Here is a 20,411-nt window from a genome sequence, read left to right as displayed (position 1 = left end):
CTCCCACGTACTGCGAATGCAGGATGACCGGCCCGGCCCGCCGTCCTACAGTGCGGTCATGCGTCCCGACCTTCCCTTCGCCCTCGGCGGCGTCGCGATCGGCGCGCTGCTGCTCGCCGACGCCGCGATCGCGCCCGACGCCGGCCCGGTCCGCCCGCTCGACGTCGCGCTGATCGTGGTCACCGCGGTGGCCGTCGCGCTGTGCCGGCGGTTCCCGGTGCCGGCCATGCTGGTGACCACCGCCGCGATGCTCGCCCTGCACATCCGGGTCCATGCCGGGGTGTCCGCCGCGTTCCCGGTGCTCGGCACGGTCTACGTGGCGGCCTGGCGCGGCTACAAGGTGGCCGCCGGGCTCGCCAGCGTCGTCTTCCTCGCCGGGTTCCTGGCCAAGGACATCTCGGTGGCGCCCGGCCCGCTCGGCCAGCAGATCTTCGAGCGCACCTCGCTGCTGCTCGGCTGGTTCGTCGCCGCCAACGTGGCCGGGCTGGTCACCCGGCAGCGCCGCAAGTACCTGGAGCAGGTCGAGCAGCGGGCGGCCGAGGCCGAGCGCACCCGGGAGGAGATGGCGCTGCGCCGGGCCGGCGAGGAGCGGCTGCGGATCGCCCGCGACCTGCACGACTCGCTGACGCACAGCATCTCGGTGGTGAAGGTGCAGGCCGGCATCGCCGTGCACCTGGCCCGCAAGCAGGGTGACGAGCCGTCCGCGGCGCTGCTGGCCATCCAGGAGGCGAGCGGCGAGGCGATGCGCGAGTTGCGGGCGACCCTGGAGGTGTTGCGCTCGCCGGCCGACGCCGACCGGATCGGCTTGTCCCGGGTGGACGAGCTGGCCGAGCGCACCCGGGCCGCCGGGGTGCCGGTGCAGGTGACCGTCACCGGTTCCCCGCCGCCGCTGCCCGACGAGGTGGACCAGGCCGGGTATCGGGTGGTGCAGGAGGCGCTGACCAATGTGGCCCGGCATGCCGGCCCGGCCACGGCCGAGGTGCGCCTGGACTACTCCCCCGCGCTGCTGACCGTCTCGGTGACCGACGACGGGCAAGCGCTTACCCCGGGCGCGGTGACGCCCGGGGTCGGGTTGCGGGGCATGCGGGAGCGGGTGACCGGGCTGGGCGGGACGCTGCACGCCGACCGTCGGGACCAGGGCGGATTTGCCGTACGGGCGGTCTTCCCGCTGGGCGGCGACGCATGAACCGGGTGCTGGGCGGCGGCGCGGAACCGGGTGCTGGGCGGCGACGCATGAACCGGGTGCTGGGCGGCGACGCGTGATCCGGGTGCTGCTCGCCGACGACCAGGCCCTGATGCGGGCCGGCTTCCGGGCGCTGCTGGACGCCGAGGACGACCTGGCGGTGGTCGGCGAGGCCGCCGACGGGGCCGCCGCCGTCGACCAGTCCCGCCGGCTGCGCCCGGACGTGGTGCTGATGGACATCCAGATGCCCGGCCTGGACGGCATCGAGGCCACCCGCCGGATCGCCGCCGATCCCGGGCTGGCCTGCGTACGCGTGCTGATCCTGACCAACTTCGGGCTCGACTCGTACGTGTTCGCCGCGCTCCGGGCCGGGGCAAGCGGTTTCCTGCTCAAGGACGCCGACCCGGCCGACCTGCTGCAGGCGGTGGCCGTGGTGGCCCGCGGCGACGCGCTGCTCGCCCCCGCCGTCACCCGCACGCTGATCAGCGAGTTCGTCACCGCTCCGCAGCCCACCGACCCGGCCGCCGGCCGCGACATGCTGACCGCCCGCGAACAGGAAATCGCCGAACTGGTCGCCCGCGGCCTGAGCAACGACGAGATCGCCGACCGCATGGTGATCAGCCCGCTGACCGTGAAGACCCACGTCAACCGGGCGATGATGAAGCTGCACTGCCGCGACCGAGCCCAGCTGGTGGTCTGGGCGTACGAGTCCGGCCTGATCGCCCCGAGGCGCCGATGACCGACCCCGACCGAGCCGAGGCACCGCCCGACCGAGCCGAGGCACCGCCCGACCGAACCGAGGCACCGCCCGACCGAACCGAGGCACCGCCCGACCGAACCGAGGCACCGCCCGACCGAACCGAGGCACCGATGACCGAACCGAGGCACCGATGACCGAACCGAGGCACCGATGACCGACCCCGATGGCACCGGCGCGCCGACGGTCGACCGCTCGGTCGAGGATCTCGTGCCCCGCCTCGCCGAGCTGATCACCATCCGCTCCACGGCCGACCGCCCCGCCGAGCTACGCCGCGCCCTCGACCTGGTGATCGAGGCGGCCGGACCGGGCCTCGCCGTTCGCCGCTTCGAGTCGAACGGCAAGCCGAGCGCCTTGCTGACCGCTCCCGGAGCCACCGATCCCAAAGTGATCCTGAACGCTCATCTCGACGTGGTCCCCGCCCCCGACGACCAGTTCGTCCCGCGGCGCGACGGCGACCGCTTCTACGGCCGCGGCGCCCAGGACATGAAGGCCGCCGCGCTCGTGCTGACCGCCGTCTTCCGGGAGGCCGCCGCCACCCTCCCGTACGGCATAGGTCTGCAGTTGGTCACCGACGAGGAAGTCGGCGGCGCCGACGGCACCGCACACCAAATGGCGCACGGCGTGCGGGCGGAATTCGTCGTGATCGGCGAGCAGAGCGGCCTGCGCGTGGTCACCGAGTCGAAGGGCATCTGCCAGGCCCGGCTGAGGACGACCGGACGTGCCGCGCACGCCGCCTATCCGTGGCTCGGCTCCAACGCGCTGCTGACGCTGACCGCGGCGATCGACCGGCTGCTGGCCCGCTACCCGGTCCCCGCCGCCGAGGAGTGGGCCACCACCGTCAACGTGGCCCGCATCGAGACCCCGAACCAGGCGTACAACCAGGTCCCCGCCGCGGCCGAGGCTCGTCTGGACATCCGCTTCCCACCCTCCGATCCGGATTTCACCGGCCCGGATGTCGCCGCCCACCTGCGCGAGGTCACCGGCGCCGAGGTGACCGTCGACGCGTGGGGGGCGCCGCACCACGCCGACCCGGAGGGCCCAGGGGTCGTGGCCCTGCGCAAGGCGATCCGGGCGACCGGCCACCCGGCCCCGTTGCTTCGCAAGCACGGCGCCGCCGACGCCCGTTACTACCACGCGCTGGGCATCGACGCCGTCATCTTCGGGCCGGGTGGCGACGGTCAGCACGGACCGGCCGAATACGTCGACCTGACCACGCTGCGTCCCTACCGGGACGCGCTGCTCGGCTGGCTGCGCGACTTCTCCTGAGCCGGGTCAGCCGATCGGGTTCCAGCCGTCCGAACCGGCCAGGTACTTCTGCGGGGTGTAGTTGGCCGCCTGGCTGTCGGTGAGCTGCGTGCGGTTGCCGTTCGTGGTCGCGCCGGCGCCGGTGTTCCTGTACTCGTAGAAGCGCGCGTTCTTCCACGAGTTGCCGGACATGTCGGTCCACGGCTGCGCGACCCGGATCGTGGCGCTCAGCGACGACTCCCGATAGGTCACCTGCGCGGCGGCGCCCCACGGCCGGCCGAGGTAGGTGACGTTGTCCGTCGCTCCCGTGATCGTCGACTTGTAGATCAGGAAGCCGTACGTCTGGTTCGACGGGGTGTTCGCCGCGGTGAGGTAGCCGCCGCTGCCGCGCTTCTCGTAGATCTGGCAGGCGTAGAAGACCGCGCTGCCGTTGCCGTAGATGAAGTCCACGGTGCCTTCGATGTACGAGCTCCAGACGTACGCCCGGGCATTGTTGTAGATCAGCAGCGTGTCCTGGTCGGCGAGGACCCGCACGTTGCCAAGCCGCGCCCGGTCCCCGTAGAGCGCCAGGGCGAGCGCCTGCGACGCGCCGTTCGCCGCCTCGTCGTAGTCGTTGGAGAAGGTCAGGTTCTTGGCGTAGAACTCCTTGGCCTGCACATAGACCGTGGCCGACCCGGTGGTCCCGGCCGTCGACGCCGGCTTGTTGTTGACGATCACCGTCCCGGCCGCGGTCGAGCCGAGACCCTCCAGCGTGATGTAGGGCTTGTTCGACGGGATGATCACGCTCTCCCGGTACGTGCCCGCCTTGATCGTGATCGTGACCCGGCTCGCGTTGTTGGCCGGCACCGCGTTCACCGCGGCCTGGACGGTCCGGTAGGTGGCGGAGCCGTCCGCCGCCACGGTCAGGGTGGTGGCCGCCGCCGAGGACAGGGCGGTGATGCCGAGGAAAGCCGCGGGCACGGCGAGCAGAACCGCGACCCCGAGGGCCGATCTTCGCGACGTACGCAAAACCAACTCCTTTGCGAATGCGCGACGCCCCGCCGACGGTGGACCGGAGGAGCGCGCGCGGGCGTGGGTGCGAGACATCGCGGAACCGCCGGGGAGTAGGCCAACGCGCAGCGATACCTGTCGATGTCCGGCCAGGCTATGCACCCCCACGCGACGGAGTCAACTCACTCGGCAAGCGCGAGGAGGCAGACCCGCGCGGATGACGCCGATTACCCGACGATCACGTCGTCGGCCCGGGAGGATGACGCTGATTGACGCCGAATCCGGGTGGGAGCCGCTGGGCTCCCACCCGGGTCGGCCGGCCGGGGTCAGCTGCAGTTCGTGCCCTTGTTGATGCAGGTCGCGATGCGCTGCATGGTCTGCGCCGAGTTGACGTTGATGTAGTCGTTGTGATCCGAGAACGGGTTGTGGTTCTCCTCGGGGAACGAGTCCAGGGCGTACTGCCCCTTGATCTGCACGTCCTGCGGAATGGTGTACGAGAGGGTGATGCGCAGCTGCGGGATGGCGACGAAGCCTTGCGGGCAGGCACCGGTGTTCTTGTCGGCGAAGGCGACGTGGCTGCGGTGGTTGTCGCTGTCGATGTTCTTGCCGTCCCAGCAGCCGGGGAAGTCCTGAACCCGCTTGACCTGGCTGCCCTCGGGGCAGATCGGGTATTTGTCCGACAGCCGGTTCTCGAACCCGGAGCAGGTCCAGGTGGAACGGGCGTTCGCCGGTCCGCGGCTGGTCGGCTTGGCGTCACCGGTGAGCTCGCGCAGGAACTTCGGCATGGGTACGACCTTGCTCACCGCGTTGCCGCGGTACTCGATCAGCACCGACGCCGGTCGCAGGATGCGGCCCGTGTTGTTGGGCAGTTCGAGGTTGCGGCCCTCCGGGCCGGGCAGCGGGCCGGCGCTCGCCGACGGAGTGGCGGTCGGCCGGCCGCCCCCGTTGTTCTGGCCGTTCTGCTGCTGACCGTCGACGGTGCAGCCCGCCAGTTTGTCCAGCCCCGGTGGCCGTGCGCCGTTCCGGCCGATAGCGATGGCGATCCGGTCGAGGACCGCGATCCGCTTCGCCCGCAGCGGGCCGAGGATCGCGTTCTGGACGAAGTTCCGGCCGCCCTGGCCCCGGGTGGTGACCAGCCGCTGGTTCGCCTCCGAGATCTGCCGGTCCAACTCGGCGAGGTTGCGGTTGACCTCGTCCAGCGCCCGCCCCGGCACTCCCGGGAGCTTGTCGCGCACGCTCGGGCACTGCACCTGGGGATTGGCCGCCGATCCCGCGTCCGCGTGCTCGGCGTGCAGCGCGGCGTGGAGGGCGTCGTAGCTGACGTCGCAGTCGGCCATCGAGACCATGCCGGCCGGCCACTGGCCGCCCGCGTTCCGGATCGCGTCGCCGATCTGGCTCAGCGCCCGTGCCCGGGCCGACCGCAACTGCCGCAGCACGTCGTTGTTCAGCTGCGCGTTCACCCCCCGGGCCGCGAGCACCTTCCGGTCGGCCGAGCTCTCCATCCGGTCCATGGTGGCCAGCAGGCTGTTCACCGAGTCCTCGACTCCCTCCGGCACCGCCGGTAGGCGGTCCCGGACCGGCGGGCACACCACCGTGGCCGACGTGCCGGCCAGCTGCTGGCGGACCTGGTCGTTGCTCGCCCGTACCGACTTGTCGATCCGCACGACCGGCCAGAAGTACGCCGACTTGTCGCCATCGCGGCACGTCGTGCCCGACGCGTCCAGGTCGGCGTTCGAGGAGAACGCGGTGATCGCCAGATTGCCCACGAAGTCGTGCAGGTGCTCCGCACCGTTCTTGATGCCGGGCTGGGCAGCCGGGTTGTCCGGGCTGAATTTGCCGTTGCCGTTGGTCCCGCAATCCACGGTGAACCGGCCGACGGAGGCGTTCCGGCCGTTTCTCGGGATGACGACATCCGGCTTGACGCGATTGATCGAAACGTATTCGTCCAGGCTGGTGGACGCGTCGGCGCTGCCCTTTCCACCCCCGGACACGAACGTGACGACGAGCGCTCCCGTCGCCGCGAGTGCCGCGGCCGCGGCGACCACCCGCACGACTGCCGAATTTCCCTTGGCCGGCCGCTTGTAACGAGATCTCATGTCATTCCTCTCAACGCGGAGACGCAGGCCTCTGCATCGGCCCTCGTCCACCCGATACGAAAGGTCAGGAGCGCGCGGATCGGCGGGCGGCGGCGCGGTCATCGTTTCGTAAGAACCCGGATCCTGTTTCCCGGCTATCTATTACGAACCGCTGAACGATTTCCCCAAGCCATTCCCGGCGGCGGTCGGGGGCCCTATCGTCGGCCGCGGCGCACGCGGCCGGCCCGCGCTGCGTGGCCGTACCGGACCCGCATGCCGATCACGCCCGAAGTTGCCTAGGAGCGATCCGGTGAGGGTTGACATCGTGGCGTGCTCCGACTACTAAGAACCACGTACTTCGCGGTACTTAGTAAACGGAGCGTGGCGATGCATACGAAGTTCGACGAGTCGGGCCGGTTCGCCGACCCCTCGGTGTTGATCCTGACCAGCCTCGCCGAGAGCCCGAAGCACGGCTACGCGATCATGACCGACGTCGCGGAGTTCAGCGGGGTCGCCATGGAACCCGGCACGCTCTACGGCGCCCTGGCGCGGCTCGAGCGGCAGGGCTGGATCACGCCGATGGCCACCGAGGTGCGACGGCGCCCGTATCAGATCACCGCCGCCGGCCGATCGGTGCTGGCCCAGCAGTTGCAGTCGATGCGGGAGATCGCCCGAGTCGGGCAGGCCCGGACCAGACCGGCCCGCCCGGCATCGGCGTGAGGTGACCACGATGAACCCGACCTGGGCCGAACGTCTCGCCCGCCGCATGGTGGGCTGGTATCCGCGCCGGTGGCGGGAACGCTACGCCGAAGAGATCCTCGAAGTGCTCGACCAGCACCAGGTCTCCGTACGCACCGTGGTCAACCTCGCGGCCAACGCCGCCGCCACCCGGCTCGACCCCGCCTACCGCCCGGCCACCTCGGCGACCCTGCGCCGGTTCCTCCGCACCGGTGCGGCCCTGCTCGCCACCGTGGCCGCCATGCCGGCCGCATTCGTCGGCGTGCAACTGGCGTTCGGTGAGGAGACCGAGTTCGGCATGACCGGCGCGCACGGCCTCGCCGTGTCCGGTGACGGGCGGCTGGTCGCCACCAGCAGCGGCGCGTCCCGGGTACGACTGTGGAACATCACCGACCCGCGCCATCCGATGCTGTTGTCCCACTTCGACGCCGGGACGACGCTGGCGGTCTCGCCGGACGCGCACACACTCGCCGTCATCGGCAAACGGGTCACGCTGTGGAACATCACCGACCCCACCCGCCCGGCCCGGGCAGCCGCCCTACCCGAGTACACCCGCCACGCGTCCGCCATGGCCTTCGCCCCCGACAGCCGTAGCCTGGCGGTCGGCTACCACGGCGGCGTCCTCGTCTACGACGTGACCGATCCCGCGCGGCCACGATCGCTGACCCCGCCGCCCCGGCAGCCCGCCGACGATTCCAGCCACGACATCGGCCCCAGCCAGTTCTCTCCGGACGGACGGCTGCTCGCGATCAAGAGCGGCGGCTCCGACCAGGTGACCCTCTGGAGCCTCGCGGACCGTAGCGCGCCGAGGTCCCTGACCACCGTCGTCTTCGGCCACGACGAGCCGCCCTTCGGGGATCTGGCGTTCTCGCCGGACGGCGCCACGCTGGCCACCGCGACCGTCCACGGGCACCTCACCCTGTGGAACGTGACCGATCCCGCGTCGCCCACCGTCGCGTCCAGCATGGACGACGGCCCCGTCGGCCCGGCCCCGGACGCCACCGTCGGCAGCGTGCTCGCGTTCAGCCTCGACGGCCGGACCCTGAGCAGCGTGCTCGGCAGCGTCAGGTCGGTCCGCTGGGACGTCACCGACCGGACCCGATGCCGCCATGTCGACGACCTGACCCGTGCCGACGCCGGCCCCGGAAGCTTCATGCTCACTCCCGACGGCCGGGCACTGGTCAGCGCCGCCCACGGCGCCGACACCCTCCACGTCTGGACGCTCTAGCAAGCGGCGGCGCAGCACGTTCGTGAACCCTTGTGAACGTTTGTGTTCGTTTGGTTCAGGGATTTCCCCGGCCTGGATAGATTCCTGCCGTCCCCATCACGGAGCGGAATGGACCGTTATGAGACGTAGGCGTGTGTCCATGGCGGTCGTCGCATGTCTGGTCGTCTACGGGATGACGACGCCGTTGCGCCCTTCTGCCGCGGTCGCCGCCGGCGCCGGGCAGACCGTCGATGTCACGGTGAACGCGGGCGACATTGCCGCGGGCAACGTCAACGGCCTGACCTTCAAGGGATTCGGCGTGCTGAGCGCGAACAGCACGAGCGCGCTGCTGCTCGACTACAAGGCCCAGCACCCCGCGAGTTACGCGCGGCTGCTCCGGGTTCTCTTCGGCGGCGAGCATCCCATCATGACGCACGTCAAGATCGAGATGGGCAACGACCGCAACAACTCGACCGGACCGGACCCGGCCACCATGCGCTGGGAGTCGGAGCCGGCCAACGTCGCGCGGGCGCCGGGCTTCCAGCTGGCCGCCGACGCCAAGAAGGTCAACCCGGGCCTCAAGGTGAGCATCCTGCGGTGGAACGCACCGGCCTGGGCGGACACGAACGACAAGATCTACCGGTGGTACAAGGACACGATCCTCGCGGCCTACCGCGCGTACGGGTTCATGGTGGACTACGTCAACCCGGGCGTGAACGAGGCCACGCCCGACCTCGCGTGGACCGAGCGGTACGCGGACCTGGTGCGTACGGACACGACCGGCTTCCGGCCCGGCGAGGCGGAGCGCTACCATCGGATCAAGATCGTCATCTCGGACGAGGCGGGCATCGGCAGCTTCGGCGCCGCGATGGCCGGCGACGCCGACCTCCGCTCCGCGGTGGCGGTGGCCGGCTATCACTACAACACCGACGACGACAGCGCCGGCGACTTCAAGCGGCTCGCCGAGGTGTACGACAAGGAGATCTGGAACAGCGAGGCCCAGGCCACCTTCAGCAACTCCGCGTTCCGGCCGAACAACAACACGCCCGACCCGACCGTGGCCGGCACCGGCATCGGCGGGTCCGGCGGGTCGCTGGAGATGGCCAACACGATCGTCAAGGGCTTCGTGAACTCGCGGCGGACACACTTCATCTACCAGCCGGCGATCGGCTCGTTCTACGAGGGCGGCCAGTACGCGTTCAAGGAGCTCGTCTCGGCCCGCGACCCGTGGTCCGGCTGGATGCACTACGACGCCGGCCTGGCCGTACTGCAGCACTTCACCAGCTTCGCGCGGGCCGGCTGGGAGAACGCCTCGAACACCGCCGGGATCTGGCGGCTCGTCCCGCGGGCCAGCGCGTCCACCGCCACGGGCACCAACCCCGTCGTCGGGCGCAACGGGCTGCCCGACTACCTGACCATGGCGGCGCCGGACGCGACGGGCTTCTCGACGGTGCTCGTCAACGACTCGGAGTACCCGCGGACGTACCGGATCACGCCGAGCGGGTTCCGGCTGGGCGCGCATCCCACGCTGGCCGCCTGGGAGACCCGGGCCGCCGACCCGGGCCAGGCCTTCGACGCCAACTACAAGCGGCACGTCGGCGATCTCACCGCCGGCGCCGACGGCGCCTACACCGTCCAGGTCAAGCCGTACTCCGTCGTCACCGTCACCTCGCTGGACGTGACCGGCGACCGCGAGTGGACCACGCCGCTGCCGGTCGAGGGCCGGCGCCCGGTGCTGGACGCCGATCCGGCGCACGGCGTGCTCTGGTCCGACGACTTCGGCTACCGCGGCAAGACCGTGCCGGTGATCGGCCCGGGCGGCGCCGTCACGAACCGGCGGACGAGTTTCGCCGGCTCCCGCGGCGGCGACACCGGAGCCGACCCGCTCTACACCTGGGATCGCAACGGCGCGTTCGAGGCGGTCCGGGCGGACGACGGGAACTACGTGCTGCGCCAGCAGATCGACCGGACGGCGACCGGCGTCGGCCGCGCATGGAACAACGCCGACCCGATCACCGGCGTCGGCGACCTGCGGTGGACCGACTACCAGGCCCGCGTCGACGTGCGTTTCGACCGGGCACCGGCCGCCGACAACTACGCGGCCATCGGCGCACGGTCGACCGGTGGCGGCAACTCGCACAGCCTGAGCGGCACCCCGTACGCGCTGCGGCTGGGATCCGACGGCACCTGGCAATTCCGCCGCACCGGCAGCACCATCGCCGGCGGCACCCTGGACGGGTTCGACGCGGCCCGCTGGCACCGGCTCGCCGTCCGGGTGGCCGGCAACCAGGTGACCGGATTCGTCGACGGCCGCCAGGTCTTCGCGTGGAGCGACGACGCCCCGTTCCTGTCCGGCCGGGTCGACCTGGCCAGCGGCTTCTACTACACCCGGTTCGACAACCTGCGGATCGAACGGGTGCCCGGCCACTCCCCGTACTATGCCGAACTGCTCGACGACCTGGAGATGAACGACCTGGCCGACCCGCCCGCCACCAAGCTGGTCTACGGCGGCGCCTGGCGCCACACCAACGGCCGCGGCATGTACGAATACCAGCGATCGGCGTCGATCAGCCAGGGCCCCGGCGCCACGCTGACCTACACGTTCACCGGCACCGGACTGGACGTCATGGGCGTCAACGACGGCAGCGCCCGGCTCGATGTCCGGGTGGACGGCGAGCTGACCGCCACAAACCAGCCGACCCGGGCGTCCACCAACTTCCAGCAGACGTACGAGCTGCGCGGCCTGCGGCGCGGCCGGCACACCGTCACCCTCGAAGTGGTCGCCGGGACGCTGCTGGTCGACGCGGTCGGCGTGCCGGGCGACGCGCCCTGATCCCGGCCCGCGGCGAGTAGCAGCCACGCGAACGGCTCCCTCTACTCACGCAAGCGATTCGGATGGTTACACAATGGAGTTCCGGCGCGAGCACGCGCGACAGGCGATTCACCAGGCCCAGTGGGCGTACGTCCGCCAGCAGCAGGCGATGCGCCGGGCCGCCGAGCAAGCCGCCCGCGCCGCCGAGCGCGCAGCGGTGGCCGACGAGCGGGAACGCCGATGGAAAGCCCGCATGGACCCCGGCGAGCTCGACCGATCAGCTGTTCCTCCCAGTACGGCTGATAGGTCGGCTCGGTATGACTCAGCTCAGTGCGGCCAGGGGGCGGTGCCGCCGTCGACGCCGAGGGTCATGCCGGTGACGTAGCTCGCGCGGTCGCTGAGGAGCCAGGCGGCGGCCTCGGCGATCTCGTCCGGCCGGCCGGGGCGGCCGAGGGCGGCGAGGGAACTGAGGTGCTCGACGATGCCCGGGTCGCGTTGCTGCCAAGCGACCATCATCTCGGTCATCGTGGCGCCGGGCGCGATCGCGTTGACGCGGACACCGTCGCGGCCGTATTCGGCGGCGGCGGCTCGGCTCATGGCGATGACGGCGGCTTTTATAGGCGCTCATCCGACGGTGTCGGCTACCCCCTGGCGGGGCAGACGGTCAGCGGGGCCGGGGCCGGGATCTGGGCGGCCGGGGAGCAGTCGAACCGCTCGTCGAGCAGCGTCCGCACCTGGCGGGTCGACCACTGGAGATAGAACCAGCCGTTGTGGATGATCAGGTACTTGGCGTTCTGGTCCTGGGTCAGGCAGCGCAGGTTGTCGGCGTAGCTCGGCCGGGAGCGCAGCCGCGGGACGACGGCCCCCCGCTGTATCCACAGCGGCGACGGGTAGCGGCAGGTCGTCGGGTTGCCCATGCCGTAGTTGAAGGTGCCGTACGTCAGGTACAGCACCGGGGTGTCGGGGCCGAGCCGCTTGCTGAGGTCGATCAGGGCCGCGTTCGACGACCGGCCGACCTCGATGGTGTAGTCGTAGCTGCTGAACGCGTACGGGAAGGTCGGCAGGACGGGCGGCAGCAGCGCGACGCAGAGCGCGACGACGCCGGCGAACCACGGCAGGGCGAACCAGGCGGGGCCGGCGGAAAAGCGGCCGGCGAGGAACCAGGCGGCGACGGCCAGGGCGAGCGCGGTGAGCTGGTACGCCCAGACCACCGGCCCGGCGTGCGCCAGTCGCCAGTCCGCGGGCCGGCTCAGCAGCACGAGGCTGACGGCGGAGACGAGCACCGTGGCAGCGGCCAGCGGCAACCGGAACCCGGGGCAGAGCGCGAAGGCGGCGCCCCACACCGCCGCGGCGAGCACGACGGTGGAGGTGAAGTGGTAGTTGAACCACTCGGCCTGCCCGTACGCGGGAGCCAGCGACAGCCCGCCGGCGACCACCGCGATCGCCAGGCCCACCCACCGCCGGCGGCCCGTCTCGCGGCGGACCACCGCCACCGCCGCCGCCGGGGCCACCACCAGGACGGGGCTGAGCACCGACGCGTCGCCGATCGCGAACCGCAGCTTGCGCAGGTCGGCGATGTGGATGCCCTGCGGCTTGCTGTGCACCAGGTTGGCCAGGTCGCTCAGCCAGGTCCACTCCCAGGGCTGGTAGTGCTTGGTCAGCACGTACCAGACCGCGACCCAGAGCACCGCGGACAGTGCCGTCCACGCGGCGCGGCGCCGGTCGAACACGAAGATGACGAGCAGGGCGATCAGCGCGATCGGAAAGGTGGACGCCTTGACCGCCACCACCAGCATCGCGGCCGGGCCGGCCAGCAACGCGCCGACCCACCGCCGCCGGGGCGCGCACGCGGCGGCGACCGTCAGCACGGCGGCGAGCGCGCCGACCCAGTCCGGCTCGAGGAAGTGCCAGGGCGGCGCGATGAGCAGGATCAGGCCGGTGCCGCCGGCGATCCCGGCCGCCGCACGCGGCCCGGCGAGCCGCCGGACACCCACGAACAGCAGCGCGATCACAGCGATCACCAGGACGTACGTCTCGAGCCGGAGGACCAGGTTCGCCGCGTTCGACGGGGACCGCCCGACGATCAGCATCCGGCCCTGGTCGAGCGCGGCCATGAACAGTTTGTAGGCGAGCGGCCGGGACACGAAGATGTCCCAGATGCTGACGCCACCGCGGCCGGCCGTCTCGAGGCCGCCGAGGGCGTACCGCACATCGCCGTTCAGGTCCGCCAGACAGTCCACCGCGATCGCGGCCAGCGCCACGACCGCGCCCAGCGCCGCGCCGGCCGTCCGCGCTCTTTTCCCCTGCACCGTGTCCATCAAGACACATTCGATCATGTGGCCCGATCGATTGTCGCCCCGCCCTGCCGAAGCGCATCGAAACGCGTCAGTGTCTGTTAGCATGCGACGAATAGGAAGGCTGTTTAACAGTCATCTCCGCCCGGTTCGGGAGGGAACATGATCGTCCGGAAACTCGTCGTGCTCGCCCTGGTCGTGTCCGCCGCCGCGTGCGCGCCGGTGGACCGGAGGACGCCGGCGGCCCCCGCCAGGCAGTCCGCCGTCTCCACCGTCGGCGCCGATGGGTGGAAGGTGCTCAGCAGCGCCACGGCCACCCAGACCGGCCAGGCCATCTCGACGCCCGGGTTCGACACCGGCGGCTGGCTGTCGGTGGCGCCCGATGACGCCGGCGCGCCGGGCACCGAGATCACCGCGCTGCTGCAGAACGGCAAGTGCCCGAACGTCTTCTACGCCGACACCATGCGGACCTGCCTCGGCTTCCAGAAGAAGAACGGCCCGGTCACCACCGCCCAGTTCGCCGTGCCGTGGTGGTTCCGCGCCGACTTCACGCCGGGCCTGACGACCGGGCAGAGCGCGAGCCTGATCGTCAACGGGGTCGTGGGCGCCGCGGACGTGTGGGTCAACGGCCGGGAACTGGCCACCCGCGCGACCGTGACCGGCGCGTACACCCGCTTCACCGTCGGCCTCGCGGGCGTCCTGCGGTCCGGGACCAACACGCTGGCGCTCGAGGTCTACCCGAACGATCCGACCACGATGTTCACCCTGGACGACGTCGACTGGAGCCAGCTGCCGCCGGACAACAACACCGGCATCCAGTTCCCGGTCCAGTTGCACGTCTCCGGCGCGCTCGCGGAAAGCAACGCGCACGTCGTGCCGGACACCGCCGCCGACCTGAGCCGCTCGGACCTGACCGTGAAGACGGACGTCACCAACACCACCGCGGCCGCGACGACCGGCACGGTCACCGCGACCGTGGCCGGGCCGGGCGGCGCCGACCCGGTCACCGTCTCGCAGTCCGTGACCGTGCCGGCGAACGCCACCCGGACGGTCACCTTCGCTCCGATCACCTACGCGCATCCGCAGATCTGGTGGCCGTATCAGCTGGGCGACCAACCGCTCTACACCCTGAACACCTCCGTCTCGGTGGGCGGTGCGGTGTCCGACTCCACCGGCGGCACGTTCGGCATCCGTACGGTCACCTCGTCCTTGATCGGAAAAGGCGGGCCGGCGCCGGACGGTTCGCGTGCCTTCCGCATCAACGGCAAGCAGATCGTGCTGCGGGGCGGCGGCTTCACCGGCGACCTGTTCCTGCGCTACGACTCGGCCGACGCCGCCCGGCAGATCGCGATCCTCAAGAACATGGGCGTCAACACCATCCGGCTCGAGGGCCACTTCATGCCGGAGGACTTCTACCAGCAGATCGACCGGGCCGGCCTCCTGGTGTACGCCGGCTTCCAATGCTGCGACGCGTGGGAGAACCCGTCCGGCGGCGCCGCCGTCCTGCGGAACTCGGCGCTCACGATCGGCCAGAACGCCCGCAGCCACCCCAGCGTCTTCACCATCGGCTGGAGCGACGAGCCGCCGACCGCCGCGCAGGAGACCGCCACGCTCGACGGGTTCGCGCAGGCCGACTTCACCGTGCCGGTGATGGCCTCGGCCGAGTACAAGAGCACCGCGAAGCTCGGCCCGTCCGGCATGAAGGAGGGACCGTACGACTACGTGCCGCCGATCTACTGGTACGACACGAGCCACGCGGGTGGCGGCGACCAGACCAACGCCGGCGGCTCCTGGGCGCTGGACACCGAGCAGAGCGCCGGCGACACCGTACCGACGCTGGACTCGATCAACCGCTTCCTGTCCCCGGCCGACCAGGCCGCGCTGTGGCAGTCGCCGAGCGTCAACCAGTACCACGCGAACTACGAGACCGGTCACGGCGGCTACAAGTTCGGCACGCTGTTCGTCTTCGACCAGGCGCTGACCAACCGGTACGGCGCGTGGACGAGCCTCGATGACTACGTCCAGGAGGCGCAGATCCAGAACTACGAGAACACCCGCGCCCAGTTCGAGGCCTTCCTGGCGCACTCCACCAACGCCACCGCACCGGCCACCGGCACCATCTACTGGCAGGCCAACAAGGGCTGGCCCACGCTGCTGTGGAGCCTCTACAACTACGACGGCGACCAGCCCGGCAGCTTCTTCGGCGCGGCCAAGGCCAACCGGCCGGTACACGCTTTCCTCGAGCTCGACAGCAAGAAGGTCACGGTCGACAACCTCACCGGCGGTACGCAGAAGGGGCTGTCCGTCGAGGCGAAGGTGTACGACCGGACCGGCGCCGTGCTCGACGACCAGACCGCCGGCGGCATCACCCTCGCCGGTCAGCAGGTGCGCAACCGGATCCTCACCCCGAAGCTGCCGACGGCGAGCGGGACCACGTTCGTCGAGCTGGTCCTGCGGCAGGGCGGCGCCGTGCTCGACCGCAACGTCTACTGGGTCCCGGCCCAGCAGGACGCGGTCGACTGGGCCAAGACGATCGGCGAGCCGCAGGCCACCTTCACCCGGTACGCGGACATGCGCGACCTGCGCACGATGCCGCGCGGCACGATCACCGCGACCGCGACCTCGCGGAGCCGGCCGGGCCCGGACGGCGCCGACACGGTCGCCACGGTCACGGTGACCAACACCGCGAAGAAGGCGGTCGCGTTCTTCGTCCGGGCGGACGTACGCCGCGACACCGCCGGCGACAACCAGGTGACCTCGGCGCTGTGGGACGACAACGACATCACGCTGTTCCCCGGCGAGTCCCAGACGCTGACCGCCACGTACCGCTCCGCCGACCTGCGCGGCGCCGCACCGCTGGTCAGCCTGGCCGGCGCTGACACCCCGAAGATCGAGGTACCGGTCCGTCCGGAGTGAGCTCGAACGGTTTGGCCCAGCCGAGCAGGTACAGGATGCGCCGGGTACGGGTGCCGACGCCGCGCAACCGCAGGCACCCGCCACCCCGGCGTGACCGGATCGCCGTACGCGCCAACGCCCGGAGGCCGCGGACGTCGATGAAGGCCAGGTGAACGGTCACGTGGCCGGCCGGGAGCACGTCGTCGAAGAGCAGATCGGCGATGGCGCCCGGGGTGAGCCGGTCGAGTTCGCGGCCCGGGCGGTGCGCGATCGCCTCGCACAGCGCGCCGATCTCGGAGTCCACGCCGACGGTGATGGCGCGGCTCGTGCTGGTGAGGGTCATGGCTGCTCGGCGCACGCTCATGGGCCGAGATCGCCCGCGCCGAGCTACGTGCGGCCGGCGAGGCGAGCGGCCGGCGCGCCCGTCCGTGAGCTCGCGGTTGTCCGCCCAGGAGATGCAGATCGCCGGCCTCGCCGCGCAGGGCCTGAGCGACGAGGCGATCGCCGAGCGCCTGGTCATCTCGCGCCGCACCGTCAGCGCCCACCTGAGCCGCATCCGGATCACGACCGGCGCCGCGGCCGGCAACTGAGGTGGTGGCGGTCGTCAGAGCTCGGCGCCGAGCTCGTCGAACAGGCCGTCCGGGGTCAGCCCGAGCTCGGACAGCAGCCGGGTGTGCGCGGCGTTGTCGAGGTCGATCCGCTCCGGCGGCCGCCCGGCCACGGACTCGGCCCGGTCCGGTCCGTACGCGCGGCGGATGACCCGCAGCGCGCCGGCCTTCATGATCGCGGCCATGGTCAGCTCGCCGCGGCCAGCAGGTCCTCGCACGCCCGCAGGCCGGTGACGGCGAGCATCGGCGTGGCCACCCGCACCGAGGGCCATCGCACGCAGGGAGAGCTGCTGCGGGAGGCGGACATCCACCTGTACGCGGCGAAGGAGGGCGGCCGGAACCGGGTGGTGGCCAGGCCGCCCCGGGCCGTCGCCGACCGGGTGGCCTGAGACAAGGAACAGCCCGGCGGCCGGGCGCGGAGCTGCTTTGGCAGCGGGCGGCCCGAGCACGCCGGGCACCCGGCTGACGCTCGTACGGTCGAAGGTGGGGTCACTCGCCGGTGGCGAGCAGGAGCCAGCGGACCCGGCGGATCAACTCGGCGGTGCTGAACGGCTTGATCAGGTAGTCGTCGGCGCCGACGGTCAGGCCCAGGTCGATGTCCACCTGGCGGTCGCGGCCGCTCAGCATCAAGACGGGGATCTGGGCGGTGGCGGCGGAGGAGTGCAGCTCGTAGCAGACGCTCAGGCCGTCCAGGCCGGGCATGACCACGTCGAGGATGACCATGTCGGGCTGCTCGCGGTGGATCAGGTCGAGGGCGGAGCTGCCGTCCTCGGCGGTGATCGCGTGGTAGCCGGCCGCGGCCAGCTTGAAGGCGACCAGGTCGCGGACCGTCTCGTCGTCGTCGGCGATCAGGATGGTCGGCTCGGTCAGGCGGGTGGCCCAGTCGGCGACCGGCGACAGCGACGGCATGGTGAACTCGGAGACTACGGCAACCACTTGGGTTCTCCTGACGGCGGACCTGCTTGCTTCCAGCGGCCTGACGATCGGCCGGGCGACGCCGGCAGGCAGAAGAATCTTGGTTGCACGCGGGGAGCGGTAAAAGGAAAGGCGGAGCCACATCCTTGTGGGACGGACCCCGCCACCGACAGTGCGGCCGTTTACCGCGCACACCATGCGTCGATCGATGACGGTAAGGGACCCGCCGGACGGCACGCGGCCCGGCCCCGCCGATCGTGATCGCGCTCTCACGGGCCCGGACGCTGGGCTACCGGGCGGTAGCAAACGGTCAGGCCGGCTCGGTCCGCAGCTCGTGCGCGCCGTCCGCGCGGGTCGCCTCGTAGTAGATCCGCTCGCCGCCGCCCGGCAGCGTGACCAGGCTCAGGTAGCGCAGCCCGTACGGCGGGTGTGGGCTGCCGACCGGGCCCTCGGCCGCGGTGAGCTCGCCGAACGTGCCGTCGGCCTGGCGCTTGCCGCGGGCGACGCCGGTGCGCTCCTCCCAGTTCTCGGCGGCGGTGGCCCGGCCGTCGTAGGCGACCGTGATCTCGTCGCCGTCGACCCGGACCGAGGAGACGCGTACGCCGCGGGCGTCCCACTCCCCCGGCCGGGGCGCGAGGGCGGTGCCGCGCCACGTCCAGTGCACGCCGTCGGGGCTGGTCGCGTACTCGGTGGTCATCCGGTCCGCGTCGTCCCAGCTCTCCAGGGGGTGCACCGAGGCCCACAGGTGCCAGCCGTACGCGTCATGGTGCAGCACCGGATCCTTCACACCGACCGCCTCGTCGCCGGGCAGCACCGTGCGGGGCTCGGCCGTGGCCAGGTCGACGGGCGTCGCCGCCTCGAGCAGGTCGACCCGCCAGTGCTTGGTGCCGGGGGTGGCGACGCTGACGTACAGGCGCCACCGGCCGTCCGCGGTCCGGACCAGGGCGGGCCGTTCGAGGGACTCGGCCCCGAACCGGTCCTTGGTCACCTCGGCCACCGGCTCGAAGCCGACGCCGTCGCGGGAGCGGGCCACGACGTTCGCGATCCCCCGCCCCTCGCCGATCGGCAGCCGCAGCCGGTACGCGAGGTAGACCCAGCCGTCCGCGACGATCGAGCTGGGCGCACCGGCCCAGGACCCGGGCTCGTCGCCGGGCGGCTCGACCACCACAGCGGTCTCCTCCCAGCGCGGCAGCGGCAACGTGGCGGTTCCCGTGGTCAAATCGGACTCCCCTACCTGGAATCGAACTTATCGGACCTTAGCGTGCCGGTCGACGGACAACCAATCGTCATAGCGCTCCCCGGTGACCTCCTGCAAGAGCGCGATGTCCGCGGCGAACAGCGGCAGCAGCGCGGCCCGCTCCTCGGGCGTGGTCACCGGCCGGGTGCCGGTCTTGCGGTGCAGCACGGTCAGCAGCGGCCCGCGGGCGGCCAGCCGCAGCGGCACCGGGAAGCGGTGGCCGAAATTTCCGCCCGTACGCAGCAGCCACCGCAGCACGCCGTTGACCCGGGTGTCCTCCACCACGTGCCGGTTCACGTTCTCCTTCGGGATCGCGGCGAGCACGCCGGTGTCCACACCGAGGAAAGCGCATACCCGGTCCAGCGTCGCGGCCGGGCTGTCCTTCAGTTCCCGGTAGCGCAGCACCAGCACCTGCTCGCGCGGGAAGTGCCGGTACAGGTGCTCGATCTGCCGCCCGTACCGGCCGAGCCCGATGTAGTGCCAGAACGCGGCCCATCCGGCGGCGATCCGGGCCGGCTCGGCGCGGCAGGCGGCGAGGAAGTCGGCCTCCGGCTCGAGGCCGGCGTTCCACAGGTGGGTCCAGTTCGAGTGCGCGCGGTCGACCGGGTCGCGCAGCAGCAGGATCAGCCGGGCCTGCGGGACGAGCGCCTTGATCCGGCCATGCGACTCGAGGTCGTGCAGGTAGAACGGGGTGGCCTCGCCGAGCAGGGCGCCCTCCGGGGCCCGGGCGAACAGCGCCTCGTAGTCCTCCCGCCGCCAGACGTGCTCCTGGTAGGTCTGCACGTCGCCGGGGCCACCGTGCCGCGGCGGCGGGCCGTCGGTGAGGAAGAACTTGGGCTCCTTGACGGGGGACAGATACAGCCCCGGGTGCGGCGCCAGCGCCGCGTGCAGCGCGGTCGTCCCCGCCTTCGGCACGCCCGCGATCAGGAAGTCTGGAAGTGGCATGAGGGGTCCCTCCGATCGTGCGCCCGCACGTTGAAGTGAACCTAGCCTACAGAGTTAGTAGGTTTTCGCGACCCGTCGCCACCTGCTGGGACACTCAGCCGTGCGACACCAGCCGCCGCCACCAGGTTTCCCGCCGGTAGCGCGAGCACACCCGCGGGCCGCACAGCGCGCACTCGGTGCCGCGACGGTGGTGCTCGTGCGCCCGGTGCGGGTGCCCGCAGACACAGACTGCATCTTCGGCTTTCATCGCATCACCCTCGGTGAGGAGGGCCGACAGTTACCGGCCTCGACGGACAGGACACCGGCCGTTCCCGGCCGGCACTAACGGTACTGGAGGCCGATAGTGACGCTTCGTGATGTCGAGGTGCGATAGCATCCCGGCCCAGATTTTTCCGACATATTTTTATTGTACGTGTAAGGCATGGAATTCCTGGTTTGCGGCTTTCATCCATTTCGCCCCACCCGTCGCCCGGAACCCTATGACTGGCCGTAACTCAAGGTAACCGC

The 20,411-nt window shown here is 71.3% G+C and carries 19 protein-coding genes; 9 read left to right on the top strand and 10 right to left on the bottom strand.

Annotated elements, in window-relative coordinates:
• The first annotated feature begins 58 nt into the window (after nt 1-58).
• The 3 genes from IH26_RS0106835 (at nt 59) to IH26_RS0106825 (ending at nt 3,209) form a co-directional block, all read left to right on the top strand.
• On the top strand, nt 59-1,186 hold the full coding sequence (locus IH26_RS0106835; protein WP_030435253.1) for a sensor histidine kinase: 1,128 nt from the start codon (nt 59-61) through the stop codon (nt 1,184-1,186).
• Between the two features lie 73 nt (nt 1,187-1,259).
• Nucleotides 1,260-1,922, top strand: a complete 663-nt coding sequence (locus tag IH26_RS0106830) for a response regulator (RefSeq protein WP_030435252.1) — start codon at nt 1,260-1,262, stop codon at nt 1,920-1,922.
• 171 nt (nt 1,923-2,093) lie between these two features.
• Nucleotides 2,094-3,209, top strand: coding sequence for a M20 family metallopeptidase (locus IH26_RS0106825; RefSeq protein WP_051807639.1), 1,116 nt, complete (start codon nt 2,094-2,096; stop codon nt 3,207-3,209).
• A 6-nt stretch (nt 3,210-3,215) separates the two neighbouring features.
• Here the strand turns inward: IH26_RS0106825 and IH26_RS0106820 are convergent, their stop codons facing one another.
• Both IH26_RS0106820 and IH26_RS0106815 read right to left on the bottom strand, forming a co-directional pair.
• On the bottom strand, nt 3,216-4,196 hold the full coding sequence (locus tag IH26_RS0106820; RefSeq protein ID WP_245664978.1) for a pectinesterase family protein: 981 nt from the start codon (nt 4,194-4,196) through the stop codon (nt 3,216-3,218).
• A 308-nt stretch (nt 4,197-4,504) separates the two neighbouring features.
• Nucleotides 4,505-6,274 (bottom strand): DUF1996 domain-containing protein, encoded by a 1,770-nt coding sequence (locus IH26_RS0106815; protein ID WP_051807635.1) that lies wholly within the window; start codon nt 6,272-6,274, stop codon nt 4,505-4,507.
• Between the two features lie 366 nt (nt 6,275-6,640).
• Here IH26_RS0106815 and IH26_RS0106810 point away from each other — a divergent pair, with 366 nt between their 5' ends.
• From IH26_RS0106810 to IH26_RS0106800, 3 genes are all read left to right on the top strand, one after another.
• A complete protein-coding gene (locus IH26_RS0106810; RefSeq protein WP_030435248.1) occupies nt 6,641-6,973 on the top strand; it encodes a PadR family transcriptional regulator in 333 nt (110 codons plus the stop codon).
• Between the two features lie 10 nt (nt 6,974-6,983).
• Nucleotides 6,984-8,219 (top strand): WD40 repeat domain-containing protein, encoded by a 1,236-nt coding sequence (locus tag IH26_RS0106805; RefSeq protein WP_157437080.1) that lies wholly within the window; start codon nt 6,984-6,986, stop codon nt 8,217-8,219.
• 139 nt (nt 8,220-8,358) lie between these two features.
• Complete coding sequence (locus tag IH26_RS0106800) at nt 8,359-11,031, top strand: hypothetical protein (RefSeq protein WP_051807633.1); 2,673 nt, start codon at nt 8,359-8,361, stop codon at nt 11,029-11,031.
• A gap of 306 nt (nt 11,032-11,337) precedes the next feature.
• Here the strand turns inward: IH26_RS0106800 and IH26_RS0106795 are convergent, their stop codons facing one another.
• Both IH26_RS0106795 and IH26_RS0106790 read right to left on the bottom strand, forming a co-directional pair.
• Entirely contained in the window at nt 11,338-11,628 is a 291-nt protein-coding gene (locus IH26_RS0106795; RefSeq protein ID WP_281179708.1) for an SDR family oxidoreductase, read from the bottom strand.
• A gap of 23 nt (nt 11,629-11,651) precedes the next feature.
• Nucleotides 11,652-13,328 (bottom strand): hypothetical protein, encoded by a 1,677-nt coding sequence (locus tag IH26_RS0106790; protein ID WP_084598728.1) that lies wholly within the window; start codon nt 13,326-13,328, stop codon nt 11,652-11,654.
• A 138-nt stretch (nt 13,329-13,466) separates the two neighbouring features.
• On the opposite strand from IH26_RS0106790, the gene IH26_RS0106785 reads away from it, so the two are divergent.
• The gene (locus tag IH26_RS0106785; protein ID WP_084598679.1) at nt 13,467-16,220 is read left to right on the top strand and encodes a glycosyl hydrolase 2 galactose-binding domain-containing protein; all 2,754 of its coding nucleotides are present in this window, start codon (nt 13,467-13,469) and stop codon (nt 16,218-16,220) included.
• Here the strand turns inward: IH26_RS0106785 and IH26_RS59580 are convergent.
• The gene (locus IH26_RS59580) at nt 16,165-16,542 is read right to left on the bottom strand and encodes an STAS domain-containing protein (protein WP_030435242.1); all 378 of its coding nucleotides are present in this window, start codon (nt 16,540-16,542) and stop codon (nt 16,165-16,167) included. The genes IH26_RS0106785 and IH26_RS59580 overlap by 56 nt on opposite strands.
• Before the next feature lie 85 nt (nt 16,543-16,627).
• Between IH26_RS59580 and IH26_RS57705 the strand changes: the two genes are divergently transcribed.
• A complete protein-coding gene (locus IH26_RS57705) occupies nt 16,628-16,789 on the top strand; it encodes a helix-turn-helix domain-containing protein (protein ID WP_245664976.1) in 162 nt (53 codons plus the stop codon).
• A 14-nt stretch (nt 16,790-16,803) separates the two neighbouring features.
• Here the strand turns inward: IH26_RS57705 and IH26_RS62690 are convergent, their stop codons facing one another.
• Nucleotides 16,804-17,025 (bottom strand): hypothetical protein, encoded by a 222-nt coding sequence (locus IH26_RS62690; RefSeq protein ID WP_245664974.1) that lies wholly within the window; start codon nt 17,023-17,025, stop codon nt 16,804-16,806.
• A 12-nt stretch (nt 17,026-17,037) separates the two neighbouring features.
• Here IH26_RS62690 and IH26_RS62685 point away from each other — a divergent pair, with 12 nt between their 5' ends.
• Nucleotides 17,038-17,196, top strand: a complete 159-nt coding sequence (locus IH26_RS62685) for a diguanylate cyclase domain-containing protein (RefSeq protein WP_245664972.1) — start codon at nt 17,038-17,040, stop codon at nt 17,194-17,196.
• Nucleotides 17,197-17,296: 100 nt separating this feature from the next.
• Here IH26_RS62685 and IH26_RS0106755 read toward each other — a convergent pair whose 3' ends face one another.
• The 4 genes from IH26_RS0106755 to IH26_RS59575 all read right to left on the bottom strand — a co-directional run bounded on the left by IH26_RS0106755 (nt 17,297) and on the right by IH26_RS59575 (nt 20,151).
• The gene (locus IH26_RS0106755) at nt 17,297-17,743 is read right to left on the bottom strand and encodes a response regulator transcription factor (RefSeq protein WP_245664970.1); all 447 of its coding nucleotides are present in this window, start codon (nt 17,741-17,743) and stop codon (nt 17,297-17,299) included.
• Nucleotides 17,744-18,032: 289 nt separating this feature from the next.
• On the bottom strand, nt 18,033-18,941 hold the full coding sequence (locus tag IH26_RS0106750; RefSeq protein ID WP_030435239.1) for a glycoside hydrolase family protein: 909 nt from the start codon (nt 18,939-18,941) through the stop codon (nt 18,033-18,035).
• Nucleotides 18,942-18,968: 27 nt separating this feature from the next.
• Nucleotides 18,969-19,904 (bottom strand): sulfotransferase family protein, encoded by a 936-nt coding sequence (locus tag IH26_RS0106745; RefSeq protein WP_030435238.1) that lies wholly within the window; start codon nt 19,902-19,904, stop codon nt 18,969-18,971.
• Nucleotides 19,905-19,998: 94 nt separating this feature from the next.
• Nucleotides 19,999-20,151: a hypothetical protein gene (locus IH26_RS59575; protein ID WP_157437079.1), complete on the bottom strand. Its 153-nt coding sequence runs from the start codon at nt 20,149-20,151 to the stop codon at nt 19,999-20,001.
• Nucleotides 20,152-20,411 lie beyond the last annotated feature (260 nt).

Origin of the sequence: Actinoplanes subtropicus (assembly GCF_000721705.1) — a bacterium.
Taxonomy (GTDB): Bacteria; Actinomycetota; Actinomycetes; order Mycobacteriales; family Micromonosporaceae; genus Actinoplanes; species Actinoplanes subtropicus.
The sequence above is the reverse complement of the archived record's forward strand: the minus strand, read 5'-3'. Positions and strand labels throughout refer to the sequence as shown.